Genomic DNA, 24,855 nt, shown 5'->3' with positions numbered 1-24,855 from the left:
TTGAGCTGGGATTGATCTTCGTCCTGAACGAATAGTCCGGAAAGCTGAAAGCCCTGAACTTGTTCAGGGCTTTTTTATTTGCCTACCTGTATCAGGAAGCTACACGCTGCTCTTTCAGCCCTCGCGTTTCGATCACATCAAATACGTCACTGGCATCCTGTAGCAACAATCGCGAAATAGCGGCAATGTTGCCCAGGTCTTGCGGATCGCTATCGCTCAGCCGGCTACAGGTAAACAAGGTCATCAACTTGTTGACCGCCCGAATGCGTTCGCTGACGCAGGCATGCAGATCAACCAGCGGCGCATTGCGGTCGATGTACAGAACGGGGAACTGGGTGGAGACGCTGTCCATCGGGATAAAGCGCCTGGGGATGTGCTCGGTATCCATAGTCAAACTCCGTACCTTAAGGAATTGACCACCCCTCGCTGCGAAACGAAATGGGTGGCAGCTGTGTGCGGGTTCGCAGACCGAAAAAGGTACGAAATTCGGCAGGCTCGAAAGCCTCCCACACACAGCCACCATGAAACGAGCCGCGGCAAATATACAGCCACAGGCGTCTGCATGATGCTTTTTCGTACCTTGCAAAAGGGCTGCGAAACCCTTTTCGCCAGATTTTCCAGCGAATGGCTCAGACTCTAAGCCTGCTTCTCCATCAGGAACAATCCACCACAATCGGCAATTGGCCGGTGAATTTACTGACGTAGCGGTAGGAAACCTAAAGATAAGACCGCGCTTTCCAGAGCAATCGCGAAACGAGCGCCCCCTTCCAGTAATATCTGCAAAAAAATCTGCAGATCCTCTTAAAAAATTGATGCTATAAATGCCTGAAGCCCTTTTACGTAAAGACATTCAGCCCTAAAAAAATCTGCAAAAAAATCTGCAAAAGGAGCCCAAATGCCCTCCACTTTGATGATAGGAAACCACTGGCTTGAACCCCTCATGCCAGCTTTCCCCTCAGAGCTTCTGAAGCTGGCAGAGGAAATCCACTTCCAGGCTGGGAAGCTGACAGGAATGGTTTCACCTGAGATGACCTCTCGGGTTGGTGGGCTCCTTCGCGTGACCAGCAGTTTTTACAGCAATCTGATTGAAGGCCAGTTCGCGCATTGCACGTCCTTTTGACACAAGGAAAGATCAGTCGCGCTGATTTCAAGGTGTTCACGGGCCTCAATGAGCGCACCGCCATCGAACAACTCAAGACACTCACAAACTTGGGCCTTGTAGAGAGCCGCAGTCCTAAAGCCCGTGACCTGTATCCCGGCTTGCCAATCTGGTTTGCGCAGCTTTTATTCCCGGATCTGCACCAGCGAATGATCGGTCCATGATCAGGTGATTGCCTCCCTCCCAGTCATCTCGCTTTGGATATGAAGGCGTTCAGGCATACAACTCACGCAAGGCCGCCGTCGCCAGAAAGCCGGAGCGTGAGGCATAGCGTTGATCTTTTTGGACACGTTCGTCGATCCGCTCAAGCAGGTGCTCAGGCAGTGACGCGTTGAATCTCACCGACTTGCCCAGGTAAGGCGTCAGATCAAAATCGACAAGGGCCCACAACCCACCCGCGTAATCAGGCACGTCCAGATAGACATCCACCTCCCGTGCATGAGGCAGCGGCTCCCCATCGGCCAACAGACCTTTTATACACACCACACACAACCAACTTTCTCCCCATCAAAGCAAAGGCAGTTACAGAAAATGTCATCTGCTGGGTGCACCCGCCATCGCGGCTCCCATACCGATAATCGGAATCCTGAAAAACCGGTTGATCAGGCTCACAAACAACTGTACAAAAACACAGTACATTTCATCCTGATCGATACCGGAGAACAGCATGTCCTGCCCAGCCAGCCTTTCAGTGCCAAGGACCACCGCCGAGCGCATCGTGCTTCATCAATTCACGCCCAAGCACTGTGCCCAGGCCCGCGTCATGCTGGGCTGGAGCCAGGAGCAGTTGTCACGGGAATCCGGCGTCTCGGTGGCCGCCATCCAGCGTTTCGAGGCCGGTGAACCGCTCAAGGATGTCACCCGCCTGGCACTGGCCTTTCGCCTGGAAGCCGAGGGCCTGGTATTTTTCCCCGGCTTTGCACCAGGTCGGGGGATGAATATTCGCGGCTGCACGCCGGATCCGATCAAGCGCGAAGATTTCGAAATGATCGAATGAGCGATGAATGCCCACCTGGCGGCAGGACGTCCGAAGATGGCTTGAGCAAAGCGCTGATGTCAGCGGGCGATTGATGCCCGGTCAAGCTCTTCGATCACATGGTCGACCAGGGCTTCTACCGGATAATGAGTGGAGTCCACCCGCAGCAACGGGCATCTCAGTTCCTTGATCCAGGTTTCATGGCGTTTCAGGCTGCGGGTGCCGTGGTCACCCGTGTCATAACCGGCGGCCCAGTCCAGAAAGGTCTGTGTGGCAAGAAAACGTTCACCGCCCGGATATATTCGTGCACCGTAACGCTGGAACTCCCGCCATCGCAGACGTTGCAGGCGAACCTCGGGGGCCAGCCAGACGAAAATGGCATGGGTAAACGCCGGGATCAGTGCATCGCCCCAACCGCACAGCGAACCGGAGAGTATCCAGCTGTCATGCCCGGCAAGCTGTTCACGTAACAGGCGTATCCGTTCGTCCCTCGGCCGCTTGCAACTGAAGGGCTGTTCACTGGGCTGCCAGTAGAAGTTGTCCGAGTCGAAATGCGCGATACCCAGGCGCTCGGCCAGTGCCCGGCCCAGGGTCGTGGTGCCGGAGCCGGAGGCACCGAAAAGGTGGATTCTGTAGGCCATAAGGATTCCTGAGCACATCCTGTCTCACGCTCCATGATAGACCGGCGGCCTCCCAGGCCCTGGCCCACGCACTTAGCCGACGACGGGCAGGTCGTCTTGTGCAGCGTCTAGAGCTGCAGTTGCAGCGACCGCCGTATGACCTGCGGCGGCTGTCCGTAGGCCCGCAGAAAGGCCCGGCGCATGCGCTCGGCGTCACCGAAACCGGTGTCTCGGGCAACGATATCGATGGAATGCCAGCCCGACTCCATCATCAACCGGGCCGCCTCCAGGCGCAGGTGTTCAATGGCCTTGGCCGGTGACTGGCCGGTTTCCGCCCGAAACAGGCGGCTGAACTGCCGGGGACTGAGATGCGCCACTTGCGCCAGTTGCTCGACGGACAGATCCTCCCGCAGGTTCTCCTGGGCAAAGGCCAGGGCGCTCTGCACGCGATCGGACTTCGGATCAAGGGCCAGCAGCGCGGAAAACTGCGACTGACCACCCGCCCGACGGTGATACACCACCAGAGTGCGTGCCAGCTCCCGGGTCACTTCCACGCCCAGGTCCTGCTCCACCAGGGCCAAGGCCAGGTCGATACTGGCGGTCATGCCGGCCGAGGTCCAGATCGGCCCGTCCACGGTGAAGATCCGATCCTCTTCAAGCCGGACACCCGGATACCGCTGCCGGAAGATTCGCGCGTGATACCAGTGGGTCGTCGCCCGGCGCCCCTCGAGCAGGCCGGCCGCGGCCAGATGAAACGAGCCGGTGCAGGCCGAGGTGATGCGCCGGGCAAAGGCCGGGGCAGCACGCAGATAGTCAATCAAGCCGCACGCGCCGGGCACCAGGTCGTTATCGCCCACCACCAGCAGGGTGTCGTACTCCTGTGCACCGAACGGCCTGGTCTCGACACCAAAACCCATGGAGCTCCTGACCACGCCGCCGTGCTCGGAAACCAGGTCGACCCGGTAGACCTCACGCTCCACTTGCAGATTGGCATGCTCGAAGACCGAACCGGTAGCCAGCGTCAGCGCCTGGAAACCCGGGAACAGGATAATGCCGACGCTGATCATAGAAGGTTCTCCGGGATGTCCTAAAAGGTGGGATATCTGACATTGCTGACAATAAATTACCACCATAATCTTGGTTCCAGCAACGCCGACATCTCGCCGGCCATTCTGGAGACTCGTTATGACTCAAACATCCCACCCAGGCGTGGCCCTGATCACTGGCGCCTCCTCCGGCATTGGCGCCCTGTATGCCGATCGCCTGGCGCGCAGCGGCCACGACCTGATCCTCGTCGCCCGCAATCGCGAACGCCTGGAAAAACTGGCACTGCGCCTGGGCCAGGAAACCCAGCGCACCATCGAAGTGGTCCAGGCCGACCTGAACGACAACCGCGACCTGGCCCGCATCGCCCATATCCTGGAAACCGACAGCCGTATCCGTGTCCTGATCAATAACGCCGGGGTGGGCGCCGCGTCCCCGCTTCTGGAGTCCGAGCAGGCCAAGATGGATGCGATGATTCAACTGAACGTCGTCGCCCTTACCCGCCTGGCAAAATCTGCCGCGGCCAGCTTCGTGGCCCGTGGTGAAGGGACGATCGTCAATATCGCCTCCATCGTCGCCCTGGCGCCGCAACTGCTGAACGGGGTATATGGCGGGACCAAGGCCTATGTGCTGGCATTCACCCAGTCGCTGCACCATGAACTGAGCGACAAGGGCATCAAGCTCCAGGCCGTGCTGCCAGGCGCCACCAGCACCGAGTTCTGGGACGTGGCCGGCCTGTCGGTCCAGCACCTGCCGAGCGAGATCGTCATGAGCGCCGAGCAGATGGTGGACGCCGCCCTCGCCGGCCTGGCCCAGGGAGAACTGGTGACCATTCCGTCGCTGCCGGATATCGCCGACTGGCAGGCCTACGAGCAGGCCCGACTGGCACTGGGCCCCAATCTGTCCCACAGCCGGCCGGCGCCACGTTACCTGACCGGCGCCTGACCCGCCCCGGAGCAAGCCCGCCAACGGGCTTGCTCACTTCACCGGGAGAGGTCAGGACAGATCCGGGTGGACCAGTTGCGCGGAAACCTGTTCATAGCCATAGGCAACCGCCAGCAGCTCGGCCTCGCTCCAGCGGCCGGCGAAGAAGTGAACCCAGGTCGGCATACCGTCGACATCCAGCCCCGAAGGCACGGTTATCCCCGGGTATCCCGCCAGGGCGACGCTGGCAACCTCCAGGAATGCCCACGGATGCGGGTCACCCAGGATTGCATCCAGACCATGCTTGACCAATACACTGTCGATATTTGTCCGGGCTTCTCCTCCAAGTTCGGAGACCAGTTGCAGGTACTTGCCTTCGTCCAGTACCAGCGCATTGGCCCTTTTCAACAGATTCTGGTTATGGTTTTCCTCTGCTGGCTGGCTTTCGTTGTGATCAATCAACCCCTGCAGCGTGGAAACCGGCAGGCCGGGGCGGCTGGCGAGATAATCCGGCAGAACGCGCTTGATCGACATGTCGAACAAACGGTCCAGGCGTGCCGTTTCACCCTGGCTCCAGTCGGTATGCGGCAGATCGACCGGAACCAGTTGCGCCCCCGCCTCCTTCATGGCCGCCAGCGCCCTGGCAAACTGCGGATGATCCTCCATGGCCTGGCTGCCAGGCTGGAAACGGCTCGGATAACCGATGACCTTGCCCTTCAGCGCATCCTCTTTCAGCAATGCGCTGTAGTCCTTCGCCACGGGCACCTGTGACGTGGCCGGGTCCTTCGGGTCAAGACCGGTCATTGCATTGAGCATCAGGGCGGCGTCCCGCACCGACCGGGTGATCGGGCCGGCGCTGTCGAGCTCACGCGAACCCGGGACGATACCCGAGCGACTCATCAGGCCGACCGAGGGTTTCAACCCCACGACACCATTCCTCTGCGCCGGGCAGATGATCGAGCCCAGGGTTTCGGTCCCTACCGACAGCGGCGCAAAACCGGCGGCAACCGCAGCCGCCGAGCCCGAACTGGAGCCACAGACATCGCCGTCGAGTTTATGGGGGTTATGGGTCTGCCCGCCCCGGCCACTCCAACCGTCGGGGAGTTCGTCGCCGCGGAAATTCGCCCACTCACTCATGTTGGTCTTGCCCAGGATGATCGCTCCGGCCTCACGCAGCCTGGCGACGATAAAGGCATCCCGTTGCGCCGGTTGGCCGACCATGGCCAGCGAGCCGGCCGCGGTCTGCAGGCTGTCGCCGGTTTCGATATTGTCCTTGAGCAGCACCGGTACGCCATGCAACGGACCGCGGACTTTTCCCTGTCGGCGCTCTTCATCCAGCGCCTGGGCAACCTTCAGCACTTCGAGATCAAGCTCGAGGACAGCGTTGATCGCGCGCTCTTCAATCATTTTCTTATCGAGACGGCGGATGCGCTCGTTCAGGTGCCGAACCAGGGCCACCGAGGTGAAGCACCCTTGCGCCAGCCTTTCGCCAAGGTCACTGGCACTCAAGTACTCAGCCCCCTGCAGAGCCTGGTCCTGGGTCGGCGGTGACGACGCGGCAACGGCCGTCTCGCAGATGCCTGCCAGGCTTGTCGCCGGAGTCAGGTACAAGGCATTCAACAAGGCGGCCTGGGCAAGCGCCAAGGCACATTTTTTGAACGGTAAAGACATGAATCGTGTCCTGATCAAACCAGAAGCCAGTGAGTCATTTCACTGGCGCCGGTCATCCTAATCGGCACTTGTGCAAGAAGCGCCGGACACGGGTCGTTACGGGTCGAGCCAAAAGTCGACGGTTGGAGTCAGATGCCTTAACGCGCGGCAGCCGGCAATTCGGCGGTTACCGTCTGCTCGGCATCCAGCCACCAGGCGCGGCCACGATGGGGTTGCAGCAGATTGAACGCCTCGCCCATCTGCGGCGTGGTGATCGCCACATTACGCTCCCAGGCCAGGGCGAGAATCCGATCGAACGGTTCATGCCAGGCATGGAACGCCAGGTCGAACGTGCCGTTGTGGATCGGCAGCAACCAGCGCCCCTTCAGGTCCAGGTGGGCCTGCAGGCTCTGTTCGGGCTGCATGTGCACATGGGGCCAGTCGACGTTGTAGGCACCGGTCTCCATCAGGGTCAGGTCGAACGGCCCGTAGTGCTCGCCGATCTGCTTGAAGCCATCGAAATAGCCGCTGTCGCCGCTGAAGAAAATCCGTACATCACCGACGATCATCACCCAGGACGCCCACAGGGTCTGGTTGTTGTCGAACAGCGTGCGCCCGGAGAAGTGCTGCGACGGCGTCGCGGCGAAACGGATGCCATCGACCGTGGTTTCCTCCCACCAGTCCAGTTGCCGGACCTTTTCGGCGGGAATACCCCATTTGACCAGCAGATCGCCCACGCCCAGCGGTGCGAGGAAGTGCCGGGTCTTCTCGGCCAGTTGCAGGACCGTCTTGTAGTCCAGATGGTCATAGTGATTGTGGGAAAGAATCACCGCCTCGATGGGTGGCAACTCTTCCAGGCTGATCGGCGGCTGGTGGAAACGCTTCGGTCCGGCCCACTGCACCGGCGAGGCGCGCTCGACGAACACCGGATCGGTCAGCCAGAACTTGCCGTGCAACTTGAGCAACAGGGTCGAATGGCCAAGACGGAACACGCTGAAGTCGGGCGCGGCCAACAGTTGCTCACGGCTCAACGCCGCGACCGGTACGCGGTTCGCCGGACGGGTATTGCGCGGCTTCTGGAACAGCATTTTCCAGAAGATGCCCAGGGTCTTGCCCAGACCGCCGTGAGGAGTCGGGGCCTGGTTGCGAAACAGCCCCTGCTCTTGCAGGGACGAGGATTTGTCGGAGGTGCGCGAACGAATAGCCATGACAGGGTGACTCCCGGGAACCCAGCGCAGTTCCCACGTTCAGTACGGGGTGATCGATGGCCGCCGCACGCAAGCCTTGATCCGGTAATATTGCAAAAAACAAACTACACTACACAGTGTAGTTTCTAGCTTGCAACAAAGCGCCCGACAAGTAAACTGCCGAGTGTAATTTTTATCAACCCTTTTGAAGCCTGCCCATGACCGTTCCCCTGCGCCTGACCGACCGTAAACGCGAAGCCATTATCCAGGCCGCCATCGAGGCCTTTCGCGCCGACGGTTTCGAGGTCACGAGCATGGACCGGATCGCCGCCATCGCCGGGGTCTCCAAGCGCACCGTGTACAACCACTTCCCGAGCAAAGAAGAATTGTTCGCGGAAATCCTCCACCGCCTGTGGGCCAGCAGCGCTTCGCAACTGGATATGTCCTACCATCCGGAGCGCTCGCTGCGTGACCAGTTGCGCGATTTGCTGACGCTGAAAATGCGTCTGCTCAATGACGGCAACTTCCTCGACCTGGCCCGGGTGGCGATCGCCGCCACCATCCATGCTCCCGAGCGCGCGCAGGATATGGTTTCGCGCCTGGCCGAGCGCGAGGAAGGTTTCAAACAGTGGATCCGTGATGCCCAGGCCGACGGCACCTTCAAGGCGGTCGACCCGGAATTTGCCGCCCAACAACTGCACGGGCTGCTCAAGGCCTTCGCCTTCTGGCCACAGATCACCCTCGGCCAGCCACCGCTGGATCCCCCGATGCAGACCCGCGTCATAGAATCGGCGCTGGATCTGTTCCTCGCCGGCTACGAAATCGTCAAATAGCCGGCGCAGACGCCTGAATCACCTTCCAGACCTTCGAAATGGCTTGGAAGGACACTGATTATTCTTTACGGAATGCTCGACAATATTCATCTTGCTTATCCGATGAACGGCCGTTCCGTGCAGAGCACAGCTTTTGTGCTCAGATAAAGAAAAAAGTGGCGCATAGACCTATGGAAATCCAACGTGGCAAAGGGCAGTCGTTTGCCAGACGCATTTACCTGCCCCGAACGGTAGGCGTTGGCATCGGTTGTTTCAGCGTGATCGCCGCACTCGCTCCCCTGTCGATGCCAGCCTGGATCTGGGGTCTGCTGCTGCTCAATGCCGTCGCCTGGCCGCACGTGGCGTACCGGGTCGCCCGCCACTCCAGTTACCCCTACCGGACCGAGCGGCGCAATATTCTGGTCGATTCGCTGATGGGCGGGTTCTGGGCGGCGACCATGCAGTTCAATCCCCTGGTCACCGTCAACATGCTCTCGCTGATGACCATGCACAACGTCGCCGCCGGTGGCCCGCGGCTGATGGCCCAGGGCGTGGCCGCGCAAGCGCTGGGGATCGTGGTGTCCTGGCTGATCTTCACTCCGGCGTTCAACCCGGTGACCACCCAGCTGCAGATCTATGCCTGCCTGCCGGTGCTGATCCTGTACCCGATGGTCATCGGCATGGGTTGCTTCAAGCTGGCGATCAAGCTGGCCGAGCACAAGCGTGCCCTCAGCGCCCTGAGCCGCACCGACAGCCTGACCGGCCTGCTCAATCACGGCTCCTGGAAAGACCTGCTGCACGTCAAGTTCCACAAATGCCGGCAAGCGCAATGCCAGGCCACGATCGCCGTGATCGATATCGACCACTTCAAGAGCATCAACGACACCTACGGCCACCTGATCGGCGACAGCGTGCTGCGCCAGTTGAGCCGCGACCTGCGGGCCAACCTGCGTGAACACGACCTGGCCGGGCGCTATGGCGGCGACGAGTTCTGCGTGATCCTGCCGGATATGTCGCTGGCCCAGGCCAACGAGGTCATGGAGCGGCTGCGCCAGGTATTCAGCAATTATCGCAGCGAGGAAGTGCCGGAGTTGCGGGTCACCCTGAGTATCGGCCTGGCGCCCTGCCGCGCCGACTTCAAGGATGCCGGCGCCTGGCTGAACGAAGCCGACAAGGCGCTCTACATGGCCAAGAACACCGGGCGCAACAAGGTCAACAGCGCCGACAACACCAGCGCCGATCCGTCCACCGAGTTCCTCGCCAACTCCGCCTGACGTCCGCTCGCCTCGTACAAAAAGCCGTACGGCGGATTTCTGTACAACTCCCGGCAGATTTGTATGACGATAAGGGCAAAGTGCCACCTACGGAACGCTGGCAACCGGTCCCCTGCCTGACGGGGTGAGCCGGGCTTCGACAGGGACTGACCCTAACGCTGTCCCTTCTCCGAGCGAACACCATGTTCTTTGCCGCCCACAAGAAAGCCATCCAGACCCTGCAACAGACCATCGATCAACAAACCCACCTGCTCGCCGCCATCGACCGCTCCATGGCCGTCATCGAGTTCGATCTCAACGGCACGGTGCTGCGGGTCAACGACAATTTCCTCAAGGCCACCGGCTATCGCCAGGAGCAGGTCCTGGGCCAGCCCCACCGCTTGTTCTGCACACCGGCCTATGCCCGCAGCGCCGAGTACAGCCAGCTCTGGTCACGCCTGAAGTCCGGGCAGTTCGAGTCCGGCACCTTCGAGCGCGTCGCGGCCGATGGGCGCAATCTCTGGCTGGAAGCCAGCTACAACCCGATCCGCGATGAAAGCGGCAGCGTGGTGAAAATCGTCAAGTACGCGCTGGACGTGACCGCCAAGATGCAGCAGGAAAGCGAAGCCAATGGCAAGTTGCAGGCCATCGACCGGGCCATGGCCGCCATCGAGTTCACCCCCGACGGCACCGTGATCTGCGCCAACCAGAACTTCCTCGATCTGATGGGCTACAGCCCGGCCGAGATCCAGGGCAAGAATCACCGGGTCTTCTGCACCCCGGCCACCGTCGGCAGCAGCGACTACCAGGACTTCTGGCGTCGCCTGAACCAGGGCGAATTCTTCAGCGGCCAGTTCGAACGCGTGACCAAGCGCGGTCAGACGGTCTGGCTGGAGGCCAGCTACAACCCGGTCTACGACGCCAGCGGGAAGCTGTGCAAAGTGGTGAAGTTCGCCTCGGACGTGACCCAGCGGGTCGAGAAACACACCCAGGACGCCATGAGCGCCAGCGAGGCGTATCACATCTCGGTCGAGACCCGCAAAGTCGCCGAGCAAGGCACCCAGGTGATCCAGCAGGCCGCCACCGAAATGCGCGAGATCGCCTCGAACATCGAGGGCTCCTCCGCGCTGATCGCCAAGCTGGGCGAACGCTCGGAGCAGATCACCGCCATCGTCAACACCATTCGCGGGATTGCCGACCAGACCAACCTGCTGGCCCTGAATGCCGCCATCGAAGCGGCACGGGCCGGCGAGCAGGGACGCGGGTTTGCCGTGGTCGCCGATGAGGTCCGCTTGCTGGCGGCGCGCACCAGCGGCTCGACCGCCGAGATTTCCAGCATGATCGACATGATCCAGAACGAAACCCAGCAGGCCATCCACAGCATGAACGGCACCCGTGACCGGGCGGCCAAGGGGGTCGGCCTGGCGGACGAAGCCGGTACGGTGATCCTGCAGATCCGCGATGGCGCCAGCAACGCCGTGCAGGCGGTCAGCATGTTCGCCAACGACCAGGGACATTGACGGGGAAACGCCAGGAAAGGGGCACTTGCCAGCGGGCGACAGGTCTATAGTGAGGCCTGTTTCCACGCCCTGAAGAGTGCCCCATGACCGCCGACACGCTCGAAGTAAAACCTGAAGAAAAAGTCGATCACCTGCGTTTCCATCGCGCCCATGCGCACCTCGGCCCGACCTTTGGCAACGACAACTTTGCCCTGAAGGCCGAAGCCTTTGCGCGGTTCTTCGGGACACCGACCTTTCTTGGCGCCCAGACCCTGATCGTATTGCTCTGGGTGGTGCTCAACGTCACCGGTATCACCCACTTCGACGTCTATCCGTTCATCCTGCTCAACCTGGCCTTCAGCCTGCAATCGGCCTATGCCGCGCCGCTGATCCTGCTGGCCCAGACGCGCCAGGCCGCCCGCGACAAGGCCCAGTCCGACGCCGACGCCCAGCACCGCGAAGCCCTGGCCATCGCCAACACCGAGCGCCAGGCCACCGCCGCAAAAAACACCGCGCAACTGTTGGAGTTGCTGGAGCAGAACACCCGCCTGACGGAAATGACCAAGCAACTGACCGAGCGCATCGAGAACCTGACCTCGGAGATGCACGAGCATTTCGTGCGCAAATCCTGACACCTCGTAGCCACACAGGCCACTAGAGACGGATTGACCGGGCCAGCTCATCGAACAGCGTCACCACCGAGCGCAAGGCACGGCAATCCGGGCGGGTCAGCAACCACAGGGCCGACTCATGGCAGGACAAGGGCGGGTGTAACGCCCGCATGCCCTGCGCCTCACTGATCATGAAGTCCGGCAGCACCGCGATACCCAACCCGGCCCCTACCAGTTCGGCCACCGACAACATGCTGTTGCAGCGATAAACCGGACGCACGCCAGGCAAGTGCTGCCGACGCCAGGTGACCGTAGGGTGATCGGGCAGCGAGTCATCCGGCGCGATCCAGGCCAGCCGCTGCGCATCCTCGTGGCCAGCCGCCCGCAGGTAGGCCGCGCTGCCACACACGCGATAGCTCACCTGCCCGAGACAACGCCCCACCAGATGCTCGGGCGGCGACGTCGTCAGGCGCACAGCGATATCCGCGTCGCGTCGGCTCAGGTTGGCGAAATCGTTGGTCGTGCTCAGTTCCAGGGTCAGCGCCGGATAGGCCGGCATGAACCGCGCCAGCGCCGGCAGCAGCAGGCTCTGCAATACCGAATCGGTACAGGTCAGGCGCACGGTGCCGCTGATCACCTCGCCGCCCTGCTCGATGCTGATACACGCCGCCTCCAGTGCCTGCTCGGCACGTTCGGCCTGCTCGGCCAGGGATTGCGCCAGGCTGCCGGGCAGATACCCGGCCCGGCTCTTCTCGAACAGGCTCTGGCCCAGTGCCGCCTCCAGCCGCCGCACCGCACGGAACACCGTCGATACGTCGACCTTGAGCAACGCCGCCGCCCGCGCCAGGGAGCGGCCACGCACCAGCGCCAGGATCAAGGCCAGGTCCGCATGCTCCAGTCGATAGTGCGCCGATGCATTGTTCACTTGGATAAATGCCTATATTGAATGCGCCAGCGCCACCTTATAGTTCGCGCCAGAAATCAACAAGCCGAGGGAAACACGGATGTCCATTCAACCCAGTCTCCGGATTGCCCTGGTCGGCGATCACGACCCGCAGGTCACGGCCCACCGGGCCATCCCGGTAGCCCTGCAACTGGCGGCCCAAACCGTCGACGTGACGGTGCGGCCCCACTGGCTGGCCACCGACAGCATCGAAGCCGGCACCGATCTCTCGGTCTTCGACGGTTTCTGGTGCGTACCGGCCAGTCCGTATCGCAGTCTCGAAGGCGCGTTATTGGCGATTCGGCATGCCCGCGAGCAGCAACGACCGTTTCTCGGCACCTGTGGCGGATTTCAACATGCCATTCTCGAATATGCCCGCCATGTGCTCGGCTGGGCCGATGCAGAACATGGCGAGGAGGTGCCCGATTCGCCACGTGCGGTCATCTCGCCATTGAGCTGTTCGCTGGTCGAGGCCACGGACAGCATCACGCTGGTGCCGGGCACGCGGATCGCCAGGGCCTATGCCCGCCTGCAGATCCACGAAGGATATCGCTGCCGCTACGGGATCAACCCCGAGTTCGAGGCCGCCTTTCTCGACGCCGGGATATCGGCCAGCGGTCGCGATACCCTGGGCGACCTGCGGGCGGTGGAACTGAAGAACCACCCGTTCTTTGTCGCAACCCTGTTCCAGCCGGAACGGGCCGCCCTGCAAGGCAACCCGCCACCACTGGTTGCTGCCTTCCTCAGCGCCTGCACGGAACGCTCGCAATAGGTAGAGCGAGCCTATCGCTTCGATCGCTGAGCAGAGCCGGCACGTCAGGTAGCGAGCACCCGGCGCAAGGCAGCAATCTCCGGAATATCCACGCGCCGCATATACACCCGCAGCGGTTCGCTGACAGCGATCCGATCATCGATATTCTGATCCAGCAGCAACTGAATACGCTCGCGGCTCAGGCACATGGTCTCCTGCGCCGCTGGCAACCAGACGAATTCGCTGGCGGGAATGATCGCGTCATCCGCCACGTCCATGCCGAAGGCGTCTTCGCTGAAACGGACAATGTATCGGCCGGTCTTGCGGTTCAGGCCGACAAAACCCTGGAGCCGGTCGGCGGCCTGGCAGATGAGTTCAGAGGTGATGCGCATGGTAAACCTCACTGGAGAGCCGGAAGGCTCATGGGTCGATGGTTTACACACAAGGCAGGCGGTGCGTTTCCCTCTGGAGGGGAAACTGCGACTCGAGCGTATTGCAGATTCCATCACGATTACGCCGGCAAAAAACGACGCATGTCAGCTTTATGTCGGTTTCGCGATAGCACTTGAAGCATTCAATTGTTAAAAGGAGTTCCCCCCGCTTCCACGAAAGGAATTCGAAATGCCCGTCACCTTCAGCAAAAGTACCCTGATCGTGAGCCTGTTGCTGGCCATGGGCCTGAGCAGCGCGCAGGCCAGCACCGCCTCGGCCGATCTCGCCGCCACCCACGGTATCCCGCATCCGGCCGTTATCGCCCACCGTGGCGCCTCGTTCGATGCCCCCGAATCCACTGCGGCGTCCTACACCCTGGCCCGCGACCTGGGCGCCGACTACCTGGAAATGGACCTGCAACGCAGCAAGGACGGTGTGATCTTCGCCCTGCACGACAACAACCTGTCGCGCACCACCGACGTCGCCAGCAAGTTCCCCGAGCGCAAGGACAGCCCGGCCAACGAGTTCACCTGGGCCGAGCTGCAGACCCTGGACGCCGGCAGCTGGTTCAACAAGGCCTACCCGGAGCGTGCCCGCCCGGCCTATGTCGGCCTGAAGATCCTCAGCCTGGACCAGATCATCGATATCGCCCAGGCCAACCCGAAACACCAGCCGGGCCTGTACATCGAGACCAAGGAGCCCAAGCAGTTCCCCGGCATCGAACATGACCTGAAGAACAAGTTGCAGGAACGCGGCCTGCTGAGCGCCAACACGGTGGTGTCCAAGGAACAGCCCCAGGTCGGCCAGGGCAAAGGCAAGGTGATCCTGCAGACCTTCGAGAAGAGCAGCCTGGAGCTGTTGCAGAAGGAAATGCCGGACACCCCGAAAATCCTCCTGCTGTGGGTCGGTGAAGGCAGCATCGAACCGAAGTCGAAGGTCAGCTTCGCCGACTCCGGCGAGAAGACCAAGGCCGCCTACTACGCCCGGCAGGAACCCAAGGACAAGGCCGAATTCGAGCAGTGGATCGACTACGCCAAGGCCCAGGGCGCCATCGGCACCGGCCCGTCGGCGGAGCTGACCCATGGCGGCGACCAGAGCTATTCGGACCTGGTCAAACCCTGGATGAACAAGTACACCCATGACAAGGGTCTGCTGGTGCACGTCTATACCGTCGACGAACCCCAGGACTTCAAGAAGGTCCTCGACGCCGGCGTCGATGGCATCTTCACCAACCGCGCCTCGGAACTGCTGAAGTACTTCAAGCGCGCTTCACCGAAGACCGTGCCGCAGATCCTCGAGGCCAACGGCTACTGAGCCGCCTCGCCCCATGGACCGGCGCCCCGGGGCGCCGGTTTCAGGGATTAAGGATGAATTAAGTTGCAACACCTAAGCTGATCCCACTGAAGCCATTCAATCAAGGGATCTTCCAGATGAAACCATTTACCACACTGCTGACTGCCACCGCCCTGACCCTCGCCGCCGGTTTCGCCCAGGCCGACGTTCGTCCGGACCATATTCCCGGGCTGCTCAAATCCGGCGCCATCGCCGACTTCGAGAAGCTCAACCAGGCCGCCCTGGCCAAGCACCCCGGCGCCACCATCACCGACACCGAACTCGATCAGGTCGCCGGCGGCGGTTATGTCTACGAGGTCGAACTGACCGGCACCGACGGCGTGAAATGGGAAGTCAAGCTCGACGCCAAGACCGCCGCTTTCCAGAGTGAAAAGAAAGACAAGTGATCCACCCGCCTGCGCCAAAGCCGCGCCCTCAACCATCAGGGCGCGGCTTTTCTGCTTCCCCTTAAGCCGAATGGAACGGCGTTATCCCGGGGCCTACCAGAGCGCCAGGGTGTAGCTGAGGATCAGGCGGTTCTCGTCCAGGTCATTGCCAAAGTTCGAGCGCACCGTCGCGTTGCGCCATTTCACGCCCACGCCCTTGAACGTACCGTCCTGCACCACGTAGCCGATGTCGGTGTTGCGCTCCCATTCCCGCCCTTCGCCCGGCGCCGCGCGTTGCACGTTGTCGCCGGACACGTAGCGGGTCATGAAACTCAGGCCCGGCAAGCCGAGGGCGGCGAAGTTGTAGTCATAACGCAGCTGCCAGGAACGCTCGTTGATATTGGCGAAGTCGCCGATCTGCACGAAGTTCACCAGGTACGGGTCGCTGTGGCCGATGTACGGGAACGGATCGTCGCCACTCATGCGCTGATAGCCCACGCCAAGGGCATGGCCCTTGAGGCTGTAGGTGAACATCGCGCCCAGGGCCCGGTTGTCCAGCGGCCGGAAGTTACCGTCCTCGGTGCTGCGGGCGTAGCGCAGGTCGCTCTTCAGGCCCTGCCCGGCCCCCAGGTCCCAGTTATGCACCAGGCCGACGAAGTTCTGCTGGTAGATGTCCTGCAACTTGCCGTAGCGATACTGGGTGAGCAGGTTCGGCAGCCACTGGTAGTCGGCCCCGGCGAACTGGAACTTGTCGCTGACGCCGCCAATGCGGTTGGCGCTCATGTCCTGGTAGTCGGTGGAGTCGACATAGTTGATCTGGCTCAGTTGCCCCGCCGTCAGCTTCAGCCGGTCGATCTCCTGCACGTTCAACACGCCGCCCTTGAACGTGCTGGGCAGCAGGCGGGTGTCGTTGGAAATCACCACCGGATCCTTGAGCTGCAGGGTCCCGACTTTCAGCACGCTGTTGGACAGGCGCACCTTGGCGGTCAGGCCCAGCTCGCCGTAGCTGTCCTGCGAACCGCCCTTCGACAGGTCGGCCGGCAGCAGGCCGGTACCGGCGGTGCCACGCCCCGAGTCGAGCTTGAAGCCGGTCATGCCCAGGGCATCGATGCCGAATCCGAGGGTCCCGGCGGTGAAGCCGGACTCCAGGCGCAACATGAACCCCTGGGCCCATTCATCGGCCTTTTCCCGCGAGCCGGGCTGGCGGAAGTCGCGATTGAAATAGACGTTGCGCGCCTCCAGGCTGCCCTTGCTGTCGGCGATAAAGTCCGCCCGGGCGCCGGGTGCGCAGAGCAGTCCCAGGCCGAGCAGAGTGCCGATGGAAAGCGGTGAACGTGACAACGTATCGAAGTGCTTCATGGTGTGCTCCTGTTTTGCGGGCACGAGCCGGCCCTCTCGGGGGCGTTGGGTTCGCGACCGATGTGGTGAAAAGCGTAGGGGTGGCAATGGCCCGGGCCGTGGCGGCCCGGGCGTGCCAGGGTTCAGGACTCGAGTTGTCGGCCGCGGGTTTCCGGCAGGCTCAGGGCCGCCAGGATCACCACCCCGTAGGCCCCGGCGGCGAACACGCCGATACCGGTGCCGATGGGCAGGGTTTCACTCAGGGCGCCGATAAACAGCGGAAACAACGCGGCGATGGAACGGCCGGCGTTGTAGCAGAAGCCCTGGCCCGAACCGCGCATGCGCGTTGGAAACAGCTCGGTCAGGAACGCCCCCATACCGGCGAAGATGCCCGAGGCGAAGAAGCCCAGGGGAAAGCCGAGCCAGAGCATCCAGGTGTTATCGATGGGCAATTGGGTGTAGGTCAGGACAATGGCCATCGAGCCGACGGCAAAGAGGATGAAGTTCTTCTTGCGGCCAATGGCATCGGTCAGCAGCGCACTGGTCACATAACCGACGTAGGAGCCGACGATCACCATCGCCAGGTAACCGCCTGTACCCAGCACGCTGAGGCCGCGCTCGGTCTTCAGGTAGGTCGGCAGCCAGGTGGTGATCGCGTAGTAGCCGCCCAGCGCACCGGTGGTCAGCAGCGAAGCACGCAAGGTGGTGCTGAGCATCCGCGGGGCAAAGATCTCGAAGAAGGCCCAGGGCGAAGCCTTGGCCGGGCGCTCCTGGCGGGCCTGCTCGAAGGTGTCGGATTCCTTGACCAGGCGCCGGATCACCAGCACGAACAAGGCCGGCACCAGGCCGATCATGAACAACGCCCGCCAGGCCTGCTCCGGCGGCAGGAAGCTGAACAACCCGGCATACAGCAGCGCCGTCAGTCCCCAGCCCAGGGCCCAGCCGGCCTGCACCATGCCCACCGCCTTGCCCCTGTCCTGCGAACGGATCACCTCGCCGATCAGTACCGCCCCCGCGGTCCATTCGCCGCCGAAACCGAAGCCCATCAGGGTGCGTGCCACCAGCAACTGGTCATAGTTCTGCGCCAGCCCGCAGAGAAAGGTGAAAAAGGCAAACCAGAGGACCGTCAGTTGCAGGGTGCGTACCCGGCCGATGCGGTCGGAGAGAATCCCGGCGATCCAGCCACCGGCCGCCGAGGCGAGCAAAGTGCTGGTACCGATCAGCCCGGCTTCGCCCTTGGAAATGCCCCAGGTGGCGATCAGGGTGGGAATCACGAAGCTGAGCATCTGCGTGTCCATGCCATCGAGGCCATAGCCGATCTTGCAGCTCCAGAAAGTACGTTTTTCATTTTTGCTCAGTGGTCCGTACCAGCCGAACGGGCCGGCACGGCGCGCCCCTGAAGGCACGTGGTCAGTCATGGTGTTGTCCATGGAGGTTCCTGCGGCAGCAAAGGAAAGTGACGGACACGCCTCGTTGTTTTGTTGTGAAGGCGTTGTCGTGGGGGAGCCGACGCAATGCGCTGCGTCGTGGAGCGGATTCTTCGCGCCGGGCCACACCAGCGTCAAACGGGAAAAAAGCCGGTCAATGCATAAGAAAAATTGATGAGCTGCGTCATCAACTTTTCTTGTTCACAACACCAGATTTTCTGGTTGGACAGCCTGACCCGGTTTTTTTTACAAAGAGCCCTGCAAAGGCCCCTTCGGCCCCAGGAGACGCTTCGATGAACCAGCCCGCCATGCCCTTCGACCCATTGCGCCAGCGTACGCCGTTCGACCTGCGCCAGGAGATCGCCGCCGGACGCTACCAGGGCCACACCAGTGGGCTCGGCCAGGGTCGGGTGCAAGCCAATATCGTGATACTGCCGGGTGACTGGGCCGATGAGTTCCTGCGTTTCTGTACCCTCAATCGCCAGGCCTGCCCGCTGCTGGACGTCACCGAGCCGGGCGACCCGATCTTCCGTCACCTGGGCCAGGCCGTGGATATCCGCCATGACGTGCCGCGCTATCGGGTCTACCGCGACGGCGTCCTGAGCGAAGAACCACTGGATATTGCCACGCTCTGGCAGGACGACCTGGTGGCCTTTGCCATCGGCTGCTCGTTCTCCTTCGAACAGCCGCTGCTGGACGCCGGGATCGGCCTGCGGCATATCGAGCTGGGTCGCAACGTGGCGATGTACCAGACCGCTATCGACACCCGGCCGACCGCACGCCTGCAAGGCAAGCTGGTGGTCAGCATGCGCCCGCTGAAAGCCGCCGCGGCGATCCAGGCCATCCAGATCACCGGGCGCATGCCCAATGTCCACGGCGCCCCGGTGCATATCGGCGACCCGGCGCTGATCGGCATCCGCGACCTCGCCGCACCGGACTATGGCGATGCCGTGCCGGTGGCCGACGACGAGATCCCGGTGTTCTGGGCCTGCGGCGTGACCCCGCAATCGGTGGTGCAGGCCTCACGTCCGCCGCTGTGCATCACCCATGCACCAGGCTGCATGCTGGTGACCGACCTGCACAATCACGCCCTGTAATCAGGCGGTGGTGTTGACCGTACCGCCCGAGGTGCTGCCACCGGACTCCTGCAGGGCCTGGGTCAACGCCGCGCTGACGGTCTGCAGCGAAGCGGAAATCGTCGCCACCTGGGATTCCGCGCTCGCCACGGCGGCGGCCTTGGCATCAGGGCTTTCGTTACTCGACTGCGCCTTCTGCATGGCCTGCTCCTGTTCCTGCAACTGCTTCTGCAGTTCGGCCAGTTGCTTGCGCAGTTCCTTGACGGTATCGGATTCCGAACTGGAGCTGTCGCTGCTGCCCGAGGCGCCACCGGCACCTGCCGGCTGGCCACCAGCGACCTTGGTGGTATCAGTGGCCGCCGCGGTCGTGCCGGCAGTGGTGGTGCCGTCGGCGCTGGCCGCCTTGGTGGCGGTGCTGGTCGACAGGCTTGGAGTGATGGTGACCGATGTGATGCTGACCATGGGGATGTTTCCTGTTCAGGTAGTGATATCCCCATCATCGACAACGCCGCCGCGTGCTTGAGACCTATCCTGTATCCCCTTGGTCAGCGGCCCGATACACAAGCGTCTGAGCCTGCGTTCCGCCACGTCGGCAATCGTACTCGGTGAGCGGCCGGGACCTTTCAGGTCGAGACCCTCAGGCGGACACGCCAAGCTGTAACAAAAATGTCAAAAAGCCTTGAGATGATGCGGCTCAAGCGAACCTGTAAAAAAATGTTTCGGGCGCTTCATTCCTGCGAGCCTCCATGAACCACAGCCTTGACCAAAGCCACCGCGACTCGGACCTGTTCGGCCTTCTTTATGGCTTTCGCTTTCGCGCCGGCGAACGCGGCGAGGAGATCGACTCCGCCACCGCCCTGCAATGCCTGCAACAACCCGAAGACCCCGAGCAATTTCTCTGGCTGCACCTGAACCTGGCCCACGCCGCGTGCGAGCGCTGGATGAAGGCGCACCTGTCGTTGCCCGACGAGTTCTTCGAAGCGCTGCACGAAGGTTCGCGCTCGACCCGTATCGAACATGTCGACAACGCCTTGCTGGCGGTGGTCAACGACGTGGTGTTCAACCTCAGCAGCATGGTGTCGTCGGATATTTCCACGCTGTGGGTCTGTGCCCGCAGCAAGCTGCTGATCAGCGCCCGCCTGCAACCGCTGCACTCGGTAGACAAGCTGCGCTCCTCGGTCAAGGCCGGCGAGCGCTTCCGCTCGCCGCTGGAGTTGCTGGTGCATCTGCTGCGCGACCAGGGTGAAGTCCTGACCCAGATCGTGCGCAAGACCAGCATCAGCGTCGACCAGATCGAAGACCAGTTGCTGGCCCTGCGCCTGAGCAACAACCGCGCGGAACTCGGCGCCATGCGCCGGGTGCTGGTGCGCCTGCAGCGCCTGCTCGCCCTGGAGCCGGGCTCGCTGCTGCGCTTGCTCAACCGACCGCCGCAGTGGCTGCAGAAGGAGGACGTCAAGGAGTTGCGCAAGTCCACCGAGGAGTTCTCGCTGATCCTCAGCGACCTCGAGGCCCTGGGCGAACGGATCAAGCTGTTGCAGGAAGAGATTGCCGCCAACCTCAACGAGCAGAGCAACCGGACCCTGTTCACCCTGACGGTGGTGACGGTACTGGCGCTGCCGATCAACATCATCGCCGGCTTCTTCGGCATGAACGTCGGCGGCATTCCGCTCGCGGGCGACCCGGAAGGGTTCTGGATCCTGGTGGCACTGGTGGCGACCTTCACCGTGCTGGCCGGGCGCTGGGCCTTTCGCAAGCGTCAGGATTATTGACACGACCTGCGGCCGGACCAGCGGAGCCACTAAATCCACTGAACACTGACCTGCCGCAGTCTCTCTGTAACATTTCGCAATGATCATGACGGTTATCCGTTCCCAAACAGGATTTCAGGCATGGCTACCCCTTCACTGACTGCCGCTTCGCCCGCTGCTGGCGACGGCAGGCCGCATCTCGAAAGCAAACCCCGCGTCTTTACCGCCGTGATCTTCTTCGCGGTGCTGGCCATCGGTCTGTTGTTCACGGCCTACAGCCTGGTGCATGACATGCACGACCTGGGCACCACGGTCACCACTTGGACGCCCTTCCTGCTGCTCGGGGTAGCCTTGCTGATCGCCCTGGGCTTCGAGTTCGTCAACGGTTTCCACGACACCGCCAACGCCGTCGCCACCGTGATCTACACCCACTCGCTGCCGCCGCATTTCGCGGTGGTCTGGTCCGGCTGCTTCAACTTCCTCGGTGTGCTGCTCTCCAGCGGCGCGGTGGCCTTCGGCATCATCGCGCTGCTGCCGGTGGAACTGATCCTGCAAGTGGGCTCGTCGTCCGGCTTCGCGATGATCTTCGCCCTGCTGATCGCCGCCATCCTGTGGAACCTCGGCACCTGGTGGCTGGGCCTGCCGGCCTCGTCGTCCCACACCCTGATCGGTTCGATCATCGGTGTCGGCGTGGCCAACGCGCTGATGCACGGCCGCGACGGGACCAGCGGCGTCGACTGGAGCCAGGTCACCAAGATCGGCTACGCGCTGCTGCTCTCGCCGATCGTCGGCTTCGCCTTCGCCGCCCTGCTGCTGGTCGCGCTGCGCCTGTTCGTGAAAAACCGCGCGCTGTACAAGGCGCCCAAGGGTAAGGAGCCGCCGCCCTGGTGGATCCGCGGCCTGTTGATCCTGACCTGCACCGGTGTGTCCTTTGCCCACGGTTCCAACGACGGCCAGAAAGGCATGGGTCTGATCATGCTGATCCTGGTCGGCACCCTACCGATGGCCTACGCCCTGAACCGCACCATGCCGGCCGAGCAGGCCCTGCAGTTCGCCGCCGTGGCCGAAGTCACCCAGGCCGCGCTGGTCAAGGCCGCCCCGTTGCCGGCACCCGCCGACCCGCGCCCGGTGCTCACCCTGTATATCCGCACCAAGCAGATCACCCCGGAACTGATCCCGGCGCTGGCGTCCCTGACCGGTCATATCGGTGACGAAGTGAAGGGTTACGGTTCGCTGGCCAAGGTGCCGGCCGAAGCCATGGGCAACGTGCGTAACGACATGTACCTGAGCTCCGAAACCATCCGCATGATGGAGAAGGAAAAGGTCGGCAACTTCGACGCCGACACCCAGGGCAAGCTGCAGTTGTTCAAGCAACAGATCGACAACGCCACGCGCTTTATCCCGCTGTGGGTGAAGATCGCCGTGGCGATCGCCCTCGGCCTGGGCACCATGGTCGGCTGGAAGCGCATCGTCGTCACCGTCGGCGAGAAGATCGGCAAGACCCACCTGACCTACGCCCAGGGCGCCTCGGCGGAAATGGTCGCGATGCTGACCATCGGCGCGGCGGACATGTACGGCCTGCCGGTATCGACCACCCACGTGCTGTCCTCGGGCGTGGCCGGGACCATGGTCGCCAACGGCGGCGGCCTGCAGATGAAGACCATCCGCAACCTGGCGATGGCCTGGGTCCTGACCCTGCCGGCGGCGATCCTGCTGTCGGGCAGCCTGTACTGGTTGTTTACCAAGCTGTTCTGATTCAGCGCCGGCGCGACACCGACAAACCCCACCCCGGTGGGGTTTGTCGTTTCAGGCCAGGGTCTGCAGTATCTCCACCAGCCATTCCATGAACACCCGCACCCGCCGCGGCAAGTGTCGCTGCTGGGCATACAGCAGGGACACTTCCAGCGGCGCGGGCAGGTAATCGGGCAGCACCGCCACCAGCTCACCGCTGTCCAGATGCTTGCGCACACCGTGGCGTGGCGCCTGGATCAGGCCGAAACCACCCAGGCAGGCGGACTCGTAGCAATCGGTGCTGTTCACCGTGACACTGCCGTCCATGGGTACCTGGACCCGCTTGCCGTTGTGCAGGTACTCGAACCCCGCCGAGCGCGATCCCAGCACCCCGACGTAGTGCACCAGCCGGTGTCCGGCAAGGTCCTCGGGAGTCAGCGGCGTGCCATGGCGCCGCAGATAGGCCGGACTGGCACAGTTGACCATCTGCAACGAACTCACATGCCGCGCCACCACCGATTGGTCCGGTTGCGCGCCGACCCGCAGCACACAGTCGAAGCCCTCGCCCAACAGGTCGACCCGACGATCGGTGCTGCTGATCTCCAGCTCGATCCGCGGATGACGGGCCATGAACTCCGGCAGGCGCGGCATGATCACCCGGCGTGCCATGACGCTGGGCATATCGAAACGGATCCGCCCGGAGAGCAGCGCCGCATCCTGGCGAAACAGCCCTTCCAGTTCATCCATGTGCGAGAGCAGGTCCTTGCTGCGTTCGTACAACACCAGGCCGTCCTGGGTCGCCTGCACCTTGCGCGTGGTGCGCTGCAGCAAGCGCGTGCCCAGCAGTTCCTCCAGGGCCTGGATATGCTCGGAAACGCTGGACCTGGGCAAACCCAGGCTTTCGCTGGCCAGGGTAAAGCTCGACAGTTCGGTGACACGGATAAAGGTACGCAGCAGTTCCAGCTTGTTCATCACGGGCGGCCCTTGATTGTTCGGATAAAGCGATCAGTCTTTCCGATTCCGCTGAGTTTATCGCCTGCCTACCGGACAAATACACTTTTCCTCGAGGTCACCCATCACTTGAGGACTACCCATGACTCGCAAAATCGCACTGATCACCGGCGCCAGCCGCGGCCTGGGCAAGCACGCTGCCCTGCACCTCGCCGCCCAGGGCGTGGACATCATCGGCACCTACAACAGCCGGGCCGACGACGCCCAGGCCGTGGCAAGCGAAATCGAACGACTCGGCGGACGCGCCGCCATGCTGCAACTGGATGTCGGTGTCATCGCCGGCTTCAAGGCTTTCGGCGAAAGCGTCGCCAAGGTGCTCGACAGCGTCTTCGGCCGGGAGCGCTTCGATTTCCTCGTCAACAATGCGGGCGTCGGAATCCATGGCCTGTTCGTCGACACCCGGGAAGAGCAGTTCGACCAACTGTTGAATGTTCACTTCAAGGGGCCGTTTTTCCTGACCCAGCAGCTGTTGCCGCTGATGGCCGATGGTGGCCGCATCATCAATATCTCCAGCGGCCTGGCCCGCTTCAGCCTGCCGGGCTACGGCACCTATGCGGCGATGAAGGGCGCGATGGAGGTCCTGACCCGTTACCAGGCCAAGGAACTGGGGGCACGCGGGATCAGCGTCAACGCCCTGGCACCTGGCGCCATCGAGACTGATTTCGGCGGTGGCCATGTGCGCGACAACCAGGAGCTGAATGCCTTTGTCGCCAGCGTCACGGCGCTGGGCCGGGTCGGCCTGCCGGATGATATCGGCGGGGCGATCGCGCTGCTGCTGGGCGAAGGTGGACAGTGGATCAACGGGCAGCGGGTCGAGGCTTCAGGAGGGATGTTCTTGTAAATTGCGCTGTCTGGGCTGACGCTTTCGCCGGCAAGCCGGCTCCCACAGGGGCCAGGTCGTGTGCAGCACGGGTACTCGACGCGATCGTTCCCACGCTCCGCGTG

25 protein-coding genes and 1 pseudogene are annotated in these 24,855 nt (G+C 62.5%); 14 read left to right on the top strand and 12 right to left on the bottom strand.

Annotated elements, in window-relative coordinates:
- Positions 1-91 precede the first annotated feature (91 nt).
- Complete coding sequence (locus HX881_RS11760) at positions 92-388, bottom strand: hypothetical protein (RefSeq protein WP_017126145.1); 297 nt, start codon at positions 386-388, stop codon at positions 92-94.
- 507 nt (positions 389-895) lie between these two features.
- Between HX881_RS11760 and HX881_RS11755 the strand changes: the two genes are divergently transcribed.
- Positions 896-1,120 (top strand): hypothetical protein, encoded by a 225-nt coding sequence (locus HX881_RS11755; RefSeq protein WP_177084534.1) that lies wholly within the window; start codon positions 896-898, stop codon positions 1,118-1,120.
- 252 nt (positions 1,121-1,372) lie between these two features.
- Here HX881_RS11755 and HX881_RS11750 read toward each other — a convergent pair.
- Positions 1,373-1,633, bottom strand: a pseudogene (locus tag HX881_RS11750) (type II toxin-antitoxin system HicB family antitoxin); the annotation flags it as partial.
- A gap of 193 nt (positions 1,634-1,826) precedes the next feature.
- Between HX881_RS11750 and HX881_RS11745 the strand changes: the two are divergent.
- On the top strand, positions 1,827-2,156 hold the full coding sequence (locus HX881_RS11745; protein ID WP_042935299.1) for a helix-turn-helix domain-containing protein: 330 nt from the start codon (positions 1,827-1,829) through the stop codon (positions 2,154-2,156).
- Between the two features lie 59 nt (positions 2,157-2,215).
- Here the strand turns inward: HX881_RS11745 and HX881_RS11740 are convergent, their stop codons facing one another.
- Together HX881_RS11740 and HX881_RS11735 are read right to left on the bottom strand one after the other, a co-directional pair.
- Positions 2,216-2,776, bottom strand: coding sequence for an AAA family ATPase (locus tag HX881_RS11740; protein WP_177084530.1), 561 nt, complete (start codon positions 2,774-2,776; stop codon positions 2,216-2,218).
- A gap of 107 nt (positions 2,777-2,883) precedes the next feature.
- A complete protein-coding gene (locus tag HX881_RS11735; RefSeq protein WP_017126151.1) occupies positions 2,884-3,822 on the bottom strand; it encodes a GlxA family transcriptional regulator in 939 nt (312 codons plus the stop codon).
- A gap of 118 nt (positions 3,823-3,940) precedes the next feature.
- Between HX881_RS11735 and HX881_RS11730 the strand changes: the two genes are divergently transcribed.
- Positions 3,941-4,744, top strand: coding sequence for an SDR family NAD(P)-dependent oxidoreductase (locus HX881_RS11730; protein ID WP_177084528.1), 804 nt, complete (start codon positions 3,941-3,943; stop codon positions 4,742-4,744).
- Positions 4,745-4,795: 51 nt separating this feature from the next.
- Here HX881_RS11730 and HX881_RS11725 read toward each other — a convergent pair whose 3' ends face one another.
- Positions 4,796-6,394 (bottom strand): amidase family protein, encoded by a 1,599-nt coding sequence (locus HX881_RS11725; protein ID WP_177084526.1) that lies wholly within the window; start codon positions 6,392-6,394, stop codon positions 4,796-4,798.
- Between the two features lie 137 nt (positions 6,395-6,531).
- Positions 6,532-7,581, bottom strand: a complete 1,050-nt coding sequence (locus HX881_RS11720; RefSeq protein ID WP_177084524.1) for an MBL fold metallo-hydrolase — start codon at positions 7,579-7,581, stop codon at positions 6,532-6,534.
- Between the two features lie 197 nt (positions 7,582-7,778).
- Here HX881_RS11720 and HX881_RS11715 point away from each other — a divergent pair, with 197 nt between their 5' ends.
- The 4 genes from HX881_RS11715 (at position 7,779) to HX881_RS11700 (ending at position 11,756) form a co-directional block, all read left to right on the top strand.
- The gene (locus HX881_RS11715) at positions 7,779-8,393 is read left to right on the top strand and encodes a TetR/AcrR family transcriptional regulator (protein WP_017126155.1); all 615 of its coding nucleotides are present in this window, start codon (positions 7,779-7,781) and stop codon (positions 8,391-8,393) included.
- A 170-nt stretch (positions 8,394-8,563) separates the two neighbouring features.
- Positions 8,564-9,646, top strand: coding sequence for a diguanylate cyclase (locus HX881_RS11710; RefSeq protein ID WP_177084522.1), 1,083 nt, complete (start codon positions 8,564-8,566; stop codon positions 9,644-9,646).
- Between the two features lie 182 nt (positions 9,647-9,828).
- Entirely contained in the window at positions 9,829-11,145 is a 1,317-nt protein-coding gene (locus tag HX881_RS32975) for a methyl-accepting chemotaxis protein (protein WP_177084513.1), read from the top strand.
- A gap of 83 nt (positions 11,146-11,228) precedes the next feature.
- Positions 11,229-11,756 (top strand): DUF1003 domain-containing protein, encoded by a 528-nt coding sequence (locus HX881_RS11700; RefSeq protein ID WP_017126157.1) that lies wholly within the window; start codon positions 11,229-11,231, stop codon positions 11,754-11,756.
- Positions 11,757-11,778: 22 nt separating this feature from the next.
- On the opposite strand, the gene HX881_RS11695 is transcribed toward HX881_RS11700, so the two are convergent.
- Positions 11,779-12,666, bottom strand: coding sequence for a LysR family transcriptional regulator (locus HX881_RS11695; protein WP_245223002.1), 888 nt, complete (start codon positions 12,664-12,666; stop codon positions 11,779-11,781).
- Between the two features lie 73 nt (positions 12,667-12,739).
- Here HX881_RS11695 and HX881_RS11690 point away from each other — a divergent pair, with 73 nt between their 5' ends.
- Positions 12,740-13,450, top strand: coding sequence for a CTP synthase C-terminal region-related (seleno)protein (locus HX881_RS11690; RefSeq protein ID WP_177084512.1), 711 nt, complete (start codon positions 12,740-12,742; stop codon positions 13,448-13,450).
- Between the two features lie 44 nt (positions 13,451-13,494).
- On the opposite strand, the gene HX881_RS11685 is transcribed toward HX881_RS11690, so the two are convergent.
- Positions 13,495-13,821 (bottom strand): DUF2025 family protein, encoded by a 327-nt coding sequence (locus HX881_RS11685; RefSeq protein ID WP_017126160.1) that lies wholly within the window; start codon positions 13,819-13,821, stop codon positions 13,495-13,497.
- Positions 13,822-14,050: 229 nt separating this feature from the next.
- Between HX881_RS11685 and HX881_RS11680 the strand changes: the two genes are divergently transcribed.
- Positions 14,051-15,175 (top strand): glycerophosphodiester phosphodiesterase, encoded by a 1,125-nt coding sequence (locus HX881_RS11680; protein WP_177084510.1) that lies wholly within the window; start codon positions 14,051-14,053, stop codon positions 15,173-15,175.
- A gap of 116 nt (positions 15,176-15,291) precedes the next feature.
- The gene (locus HX881_RS11675; protein WP_017126162.1) at positions 15,292-15,600 is read left to right on the top strand and encodes a PepSY domain-containing protein; all 309 of its coding nucleotides are present in this window, start codon (positions 15,292-15,294) and stop codon (positions 15,598-15,600) included.
- Positions 15,601-15,693: 93 nt separating this feature from the next.
- Here the strand turns inward: HX881_RS11675 and HX881_RS11670 are convergent, their stop codons facing one another.
- Positions 15,694-16,938, bottom strand: coding sequence for an OprD family porin (locus tag HX881_RS11670; protein WP_177084507.1), 1,245 nt, complete (start codon positions 16,936-16,938; stop codon positions 15,694-15,696).
- A gap of 122 nt (positions 16,939-17,060) precedes the next feature.
- A complete protein-coding gene (locus tag HX881_RS11665; protein ID WP_085983778.1) occupies positions 17,061-18,335 on the bottom strand; it encodes an MFS transporter in 1,275 nt (424 codons plus the stop codon).
- A gap of 302 nt (positions 18,336-18,637) precedes the next feature.
- Here HX881_RS11665 and HX881_RS11660 point away from each other — a divergent pair, with 302 nt between their 5' ends.
- A complete protein-coding gene (locus tag HX881_RS11660) occupies positions 18,638-19,441 on the top strand; it encodes a putative hydro-lyase (RefSeq protein ID WP_017126165.1) in 804 nt (267 codons plus the stop codon).
- Here HX881_RS11660 and HX881_RS11655 read toward each other — a convergent pair whose 3' ends face one another.
- Positions 19,442-19,882 carry a hypothetical protein gene (locus HX881_RS11655; RefSeq protein ID WP_017126166.1) on the bottom strand — a complete coding sequence of 147 codons (441 nt, stop codon included), beginning with the start codon at positions 19,880-19,882 and terminating at the stop codon, positions 19,442-19,444.
- A gap of 284 nt (positions 19,883-20,166) precedes the next feature.
- Between HX881_RS11655 and HX881_RS11650 the strand changes: the two genes are divergently transcribed.
- On the top strand, positions 20,167-21,189 hold the full coding sequence (locus tag HX881_RS11650; protein ID WP_177084505.1) for a transporter: 1,023 nt from the start codon (positions 20,167-20,169) through the stop codon (positions 21,187-21,189).
- Positions 21,190-21,309: 120 nt separating this feature from the next.
- Positions 21,310-22,923 (top strand): inorganic phosphate transporter, encoded by a 1,614-nt coding sequence (locus tag HX881_RS11645; protein ID WP_017126168.1) that lies wholly within the window; start codon positions 21,310-21,312, stop codon positions 22,921-22,923.
- A gap of 51 nt (positions 22,924-22,974) precedes the next feature.
- On the opposite strand, the gene HX881_RS11640 is transcribed toward HX881_RS11645, so the two are convergent.
- Positions 22,975-23,871 carry a LysR family transcriptional regulator gene (locus HX881_RS11640; protein WP_017126169.1) on the bottom strand — a complete coding sequence of 299 codons (897 nt, stop codon included), beginning with the start codon at positions 23,869-23,871 and terminating at the stop codon, positions 22,975-22,977.
- Positions 23,872-23,992: 121 nt separating this feature from the next.
- Here HX881_RS11640 and HX881_RS11635 point away from each other — a divergent pair, with 121 nt between their 5' ends.
- The gene (locus tag HX881_RS11635; RefSeq protein WP_177084503.1) at positions 23,993-24,751 is read left to right on the top strand and encodes an SDR family NAD(P)-dependent oxidoreductase; all 759 of its coding nucleotides are present in this window, start codon (positions 23,993-23,995) and stop codon (positions 24,749-24,751) included.
- Positions 24,752-24,855: the final 104 nt, after the last annotated feature.

It is taken from the genome of Pseudomonas gingeri (assembly GCF_013386115.1).
GTDB classification, from domain to species: Bacteria; Pseudomonadota; Gammaproteobacteria; order Pseudomonadales; family Pseudomonadaceae; genus Aquipseudomonas; species Aquipseudomonas gingeri.
Note: the sequence above shows the minus strand (reverse complement) of the source record. Positions and strands in the feature narration are given on the sequence as shown.